The sequence below is a fragment of the Thermodesulfobacteriota bacterium genome (assembly GCA_036397855.1).
Lineage (GTDB): Bacteria > Desulfobacterota_D > UBA1144 > Nemesobacterales > CSP1-2 > DASWID01.
In genome coordinates, this window is the sequence record DASWID010000010.1 from 1 (window position 1) to 6,286 (window position 6,286).

Below are 6,286 nucleotides of genomic sequence, written 5' to 3' on the forward strand. Positions count from 1 at the left end.
GGTGAGAACATCATCAGTATTCGGATAGGTTCGGGCATACTATCCAGTGGAGTATACCCTCCTGAGAGCGCGATCATGGGGAAAATAACAATTATAGTTAGAAGACCCAGTTGGGGCATCGATCGAGCAATTGTGGCTAAAAATATACCAATAGAGGTTGTTGAAAAAAGATATAAGACAGTCCCGAATAAGAACAGAGGTATAGACCCTTTCAAAGGTACACGCAGAATGCCTTCGACAAGGAGCAATAAGGACAACAAAGAGGCTAAAACGATTACCGAGCTATTTGACCAAAACTTGGCGCACATAATCTCAAATGGAGTAAGTGGCATTACTAGAAGGTGGTCTATAGTCCCATGTTCTCTTTCTCTGACAATGGCTGCGCCGGCGAGTAACATAGAAAGCATCGTTATTACGTTAATAATCTCCATTATGCTCATAAACCAGCTCGATTTAAGATTTGGATTGAATTTAACTCGCATCGCAATTCCCACTGGTTGTTTGGGATCGACTCTATAACCCCGTAAAAACTCCATGATTTCTTCTGTTATTATCTCGTTTATGTAGCCTGTGCCAATACCGGCCTGACTCATTGCCGTGGCATCGACGTTCACTTGAATATCGGGTTTTCGCCCGGCTAGCAGGTCGGCCTGGAAGTCAGGAGGGATATCGACAACGAACGTAAAAATGCTCGAGTCCATTGCCTTGTCGATTTCAGAAATGGTTAGATATTCTGGTTTTTGGAAGTATGGTTCGAGAAATGCATCATGTATTCTATAAGATAGCGGAGACCTGTCTTCATCGACCATAGCTATAGAAGCATTGCGCAGTTCAAGACCACCGCTAGTTGCAGCCAGGTAAATCAAGACTGTAAAGCTATAAAGAATCAGGAATATCAACACTGCATCATAGCGGAGACTTATCAATTCCTTGATACCTAAGTGATATATATTTTTAAGACTTCTCATGATCAAGCCTCCTGCTCCCTTAGGAAAAGGAGACAAAGTATTAAGTAGGCAATTATAAATATTCCAAGTGCTAAATAGTTGAAAACTAACTCGTCAAAGTTTAGTGACTTTGTGAATGTTCCAACACTGATTCTCAAGAAATAGGCTGCGGGGAAAGTCTTACCGACAAACTCGGCACCACCGGTAAGTGACGAAATGGGTTCTAAAAGACCAGAAAATTCCATCGAGGTTATTAGGGTAATTAGAAAAGCCCCAAAAAGTGCACCGATCTGAGTCTTAGTAAAGGTTGATACCAGTAAACCAAATTCTGTGGTTGAAATGACATAAAGTAATGTGCCTGCAGAAAGTGCTATTAAGCTACCTTTTACGGGCACGCCGAACAATAAGATAGCTAAAGAAACGAGAGATAGAAAATTGATCATTCCGATTACTATATAGGGCGTCTGTTTCCCAAGTAAAAACTCCAAGCGAGTGGAAGGTGTGGAGTAGAGATTTGTTATAGAACCCAGCTCCTTTTCGCGTACCACTCCTACCGCAGTGAGAATAGAAGGTATTACTGCAAGCAACATTGCTATCACTCCTGGTACTATGGCATAGATGCTTTTCATATCCTGGTTGTAACGAAAACGGTTTTCAATTTCGAAGGGCATGTTCCGCGAAGTTCTCTCAACGGCATTTAGCTCGCCATCAGATAGATATAATTCATGAAGCCCCAAAACATATCCACGGGCCGTCTCTGCGCGAAACGGTAACGCTCCATCAATCCAGATCCCGACTTCCGGTTGGCTCCCACGTTTAAGATCTTTGCCGAATTCCGGAGGGATTTCGATCGCCACTTTTAATTCTCCACTCTTCAAACGGTCCTCTAGTTCGGTATAGTTTTTTATGGGAGAATGCTCTTCAAAATAGCGTGATCCCGAATAATTCTCCAAATATTTTCGGCTCTCAGGTGTTTGATCGCGGTCCAATACGGCGTAGGGTAGGTTCTCAACGTCAAATGAAATACCATAGCCCAAGACAACCATGAGAAGTAAGGGTCCCAGAAGTGCGAAAGATAAACGGATGGGATCGCGTATTATTTCTACAGACTCACGGCGGGCAAATGCCCAGAGACGGTTTAGATTGAAGTATTCTAATTTACTTGTTTGCTTCCAGCTTGTATGACCATTAAGTATTCTTGGATGATCACTGTTAGCACCTTTTAGGATATCTCTCCCAATACTACCTTCTTTTTCTAGGTAGGCTATAAAGGCCTCTTCAAGGTTTTTGGCGTTCATAGAACTTACCAAAGCCTCAGGCACACCGGTAGCCAACACGCTGCCGCTATGCATTAATGAAATACGGTCGCAACGCTCGGCCTCGTTCATGAAGTGGGTCGAGATGAAGATTGTTACTCCGAGATTGCGAGAGATGTCGACTAAGAGTTCCCAAAATTTATCTCGCGCCACTGGATCGACGCCCGATGTGGGCTCGTCTAGAATAAGTATTTCGGGCTTATGGATGATCGCGACAGCCAGGGATAGGCGTTGACGAATACCGATGGGTAGTTTACCCGCTTGGTCGTCCATCACATGGCTTAAATCCATTTGATCAGCAAGTTCGTCGATCCGAGAGGGGATCTCGTCAATTGCCAAATGGAAGAGACGGGCATGAAGATTAAGATTCTGGCGAACCGTGAGTTCAGTGTATAGAGAAAAGGACTGTGACATGTAACCAACGCGCATGCGGGTTTCAATATCCTTTGCATCTATGGAACGACCGAAAAGCTTTGCTTCACCTTCAGAAGCATTTAATAACCCCGTTAACATCTTCATTGTGGTCGTCTTTCCACAACCGTTAGAACCTACGAAGCCAAATATCTCTCCCCTCTCGATGCAAAAACTGACATGATCAACGGCTGTGAAATTATTGAAACGCCGCGTGAGGTCGATTGCCTCTATGGCGATTATTCTATCCTCGGTTTTCCTTGGCGGTATTTTCAACTTACGGTGGCCCCGCCTTTTCTCCTCTGGTAGTAAATTGATGAATGTCTCTTCGAGGTTGATAGCACCGCTCAGCGATTTAAGTTCATCAGGACTGCCAGTGGCGAGTATTTTGCCCGCATCCATTGCCACCAATATGTCGAAATTCTCGGCCTCTTCCATATATGCGGTAGCAACCAAAACTCCAATGTCTTCTCTTCTCGATCTTATTCGTCCTATGAGGTCCCAGAATTGGCGACGGGAGAGGGGATCTACTCCGGTAGTTGGTTCGTCGAGGATTAGCAGCTCGGGGTCGTGAATTAGTGCGCAGCAAAGGCCAAGTTTTTGCTTCATCCCCCCCGAGAGTTTTCCCGCCGCTCGACTTGCAAATGTCTTTAGGCCCGTGCTAATGAGTAATTCATCAATACGCCTTTTTCTCTCCTCTCTTGACAGCCCAAACAGTCTGGCGAAGAAGTCAACATTTTCATAAACTGATAGAGTCGGATAGAGGTTGTGACCAAGCCCCTGTGGCATGTAGGCTATTCGTGGTAGGATTGAATGCCGGTGATTTGCATCTGCCATATTACCACCGAGCACTTCTACCGATCCACTGTGAATCTTTCTAATCCCCGAAATCAAAGAAAGTAATGTCGATTTACCTACTCCATCGGGGCCAATAAAGCCAACAATGCATCGTGAAGCGATCTGCAGGTTGACATCATCCAGAGCTAAGGTCTTACCATATCGCTGTGTTACCCCAGATATATCTACTACGAAATCGGATGATTTGGGTTTATCGACCATGTTAAAGCTCTGGAAATTTGTTTAGATTTTCTGGCCACTTGGCCTCTGAATTGAGACGAACATAGGCCACACCAGGTATTCCCGGTTTTATCCAAGCTTGATATTTCGTAAGCACTCTTGGATCGATCTGGACCTTTACCCTAAATACTAACTTTTGGCGTTCGGAGGTGGTTTCCACCTCTTTTGGTGTGAACTGCGCCTTTGCAGAAACGAAAGATACCCGTGCTGGAACAGCGAGATCAGTGGCGGTATCCGCAACAATTCTGGCTTCTGCTCCAATGGCTACTCTTCCTACTTCCCTTTCTGGTAAGAATATAGTCATATACACGTCCGTGAGGTCAATGATTGTTAATATTTTTCCACCAGAGGGAATGACCTCTCCGGGTTCTGCGAGCCGATATTGTACTCGTCCGGTGATGGGGGTTTTGAGTATACTATCCTCGATGTCAGACTTGATTCGTTCAGTTTCTGCCCGTGCAGCTTCAATCGATGATTCCGCTCCAGCTACCTGAGTTTCGGCTCCCGCATACGAAGCAACTGCGGTCTCATGCTTTGTTCTTGCTTGATCATATTCCTCGAGTGATATGTTCCCATCCACATATAGTTTCTCAGCTCTCATCAGGTTCCTCTTTGCCAGATTGGATTCGCTCTCTCGTTGCTTTACGATTGCCTCTGCATATGCCTTTTCTTTCATAGCCTGTTCCATCTTTGCTTGTGCTTGCCTGAGCTGTGCTTCGAGCGATTCGGTATCCATCCGCGCAACCACTTGTCCTGCTTTCACTAGGTCGCCTTCATCGAAGAGGATTTCGTCAATTCGGCCCTGAAACTTTGTCGCGATGTCGACTTCAGTCGCTTCAATTCGACCATTGCCTTCAGCGAATCCCTCAAGTGGCGGCCTGCGTAAATAAAACCACCAGGCGGCCGCACCCAATATAATCAGGGCTAAAATGACTACGGATAGGAGTAATTTTTTTGATTTGGTATCGGTCAATGAACTCGGTCCCACTCTAAGAATACAGAATAATAAAAATTTTAGTATGATCTGGACAAATTTATATTTGTCTTCACATAGTAATAATGGCGTTGCAACTATTGTGCCATTAAGAGGAGATTTTCAGTTTCAAAAATTAGTAATCAAAGAATAGCGGGTGAAATTTTAAAATTTGCCCTTTTGCCTATTATCATTATTCAGAGTACAATAAAATTTCATGTTTCCACCGGGCATCAATCAGATATTTTACGATCAGAAACGTAATTTATTTTGATTGATAACTTGATTCAATAGGAAAAATCAAACACATCACCACTTAAGTAGAATAATCGGTTTTGTAGATTGATTAAGCGGGTTAAAACTAAATGTAATCTTATTCCTCTGTATCGTTCTTTATATATATCTGGTTTCCGAAGATGGGTGGGAGAGTAGAGTCCATATAGGGTCTCCCCGAATACCAGAGAAAGGATGGTGGATAATCTGCCCTCTTGGATGGGGTGCTTATTTGAAAATGCCATAAGTTAATTGGGTTATCCTGCTTATTGTATTTCCGTTGGAATTCAAGATTTTCTTCTTCAGCCATAATTGAAACCGAAAGAAGTGAGACTATAAAAGCGCTAATTAGTACATAAAGTGTCAATTCTCTCATTCCCTAAATCATAACGCATACAGTTATTCGATTCAAGTTATTAACTAAATTTATGTCCGCAAGGTCTCATCACATTTCACGTATACAAGCGCGAGGTTAGAAAACCTCGCCTATCGATGATAAAGAATTTTAGTGAGAGACCTATAGCCGAGACTTTCCAGTCTCGGACAATTTCCTGATTTTGGAAAGCATAGGCTAGTGTGCAGAGGAAAACTCACCAATGAAGATAGGTGTGGTATTCCTGTCCAGAGTGGATTCCAGTCTAAAGATTGATTTTATCTTCTGTTTAAATATTTGGTATTATTATTGCCCCATGACGGAAGATAAACTCAGAATCTATATAAAACCCACATGTACGACTTGCAGAAATGCCCTGAAGATTTTGAGCGAAAAAGGTGCTGACTTTGAAGCGATAAACTATTATGAAAAACCCTTTTCTAAGAAGGGACTCACGGAGTTAATAAATAAATTAAATATCAGTCCAAAGGATCTTTTGAGAAAGAACGAAAAGGTTTATAAAGACCTTGGTTTGTCTAATAGGGATTTGTCCGATTCAGAAATCATTGATTTGATGATTAAGCATCCGGACCTGATTCAGCGACCAATAGTCGATGGGAAAGGGAAGGTAATACTGGCGAGACCCGCCGAGGAAATTAAAAAGATATTATAATAGTCAATAAATCGGTAAACGATACCTAACTAACTGTCTCGTCGGGCCTTAGCTCAATTTGATCCTCCTGGTAAATTCCCACAGATAGTTTCGGAGACATCGTCACTGCAATAATTTAACGGTAAAAGCCTTTGAAAGAAAAGGTCTTGAAAATACGGCTCAATTTTAGCATTGAATGACTTTGTACCTTAATAATACGTAATCTTAATGCGATGCTAAGTGTGAGATGTGCTACTCTGATTC

5 protein-coding genes are annotated in these 6,286 nt (G+C 42.9%); 1 reads left to right on the forward strand and 4 read right to left on the reverse strand.

Translation table 11 applies throughout. The features are described 5' to 3' along the window. From VGA95_00575 to VGA95_00590, 4 genes are all read right to left on the reverse strand, one after another. Positions 1 to 968: ABC transporter permease (locus VGA95_00575; GenBank protein HEX9665038.1), on the reverse strand; the 968-nt coding region annotated here is incomplete at its 3' end. 2 nt (positions 969 to 970) lie between these two features. After that, positions 971 to 3,733, reverse strand: coding sequence for a ribosome-associated ATPase/putative transporter RbbA (rbbA, locus tag VGA95_00580; GenBank protein HEX9665039.1), 2,763 nt, complete (start codon positions 3,731 to 3,733; stop codon positions 971 to 973). Between the two features lies 1 nt (position 3,734). Then, positions 3,735 to 4,724: an efflux RND transporter periplasmic adaptor subunit gene (locus VGA95_00585; protein HEX9665040.1), complete on the reverse strand. Its 990-nt coding sequence runs from the start codon at positions 4,722 to 4,724 to the stop codon at positions 3,735 to 3,737. A 373-nt stretch (positions 4,725 to 5,097) separates the two neighbouring features. Then, the gene (locus tag VGA95_00590) at positions 5,098 to 5,373 is read right to left on the reverse strand and encodes a hypothetical protein (GenBank protein ID HEX9665041.1); all 276 of its coding nucleotides are present in this window, start codon (positions 5,371 to 5,373) and stop codon (positions 5,098 to 5,100) included. A 220-nt stretch (positions 5,374 to 5,593) separates the two neighbouring features. Here VGA95_00590 and VGA95_00595 point away from each other — a divergent pair, with 220 nt between their 5' ends. Beyond that, positions 5,594 to 6,043 (forward strand): arsenate reductase family protein, encoded by a 450-nt coding sequence (locus VGA95_00595; GenBank protein ID HEX9665042.1) that lies wholly within the window; start codon positions 5,594 to 5,596, stop codon positions 6,041 to 6,043. The last annotated feature ends 243 nt before the right edge of the window (positions 6,044 to 6,286 follow it).

Bases quoted from the DNA above. Each gene is read 5' to 3' on its own strand.
- rbbA (HEX9665039.1), bottom strand. From the start codon at position 3,733: ATGGTCGATAAACCCAAATCATCCGATTTCGTAGTAGATATATCTGGG.
- VGA95_00590 (HEX9665041.1), bottom strand. From the start codon at position 5,373: ATGAGAGAATTGACACTTTATGTACTAATTAGCGCTTTTATAGTCTCA.
- VGA95_00595 (HEX9665042.1), top strand. From the start codon at position 5,594: ATGAAGATAGGTGTGGTATTCCTGTCCAGAGTGGATTCCAGTCTAAAG.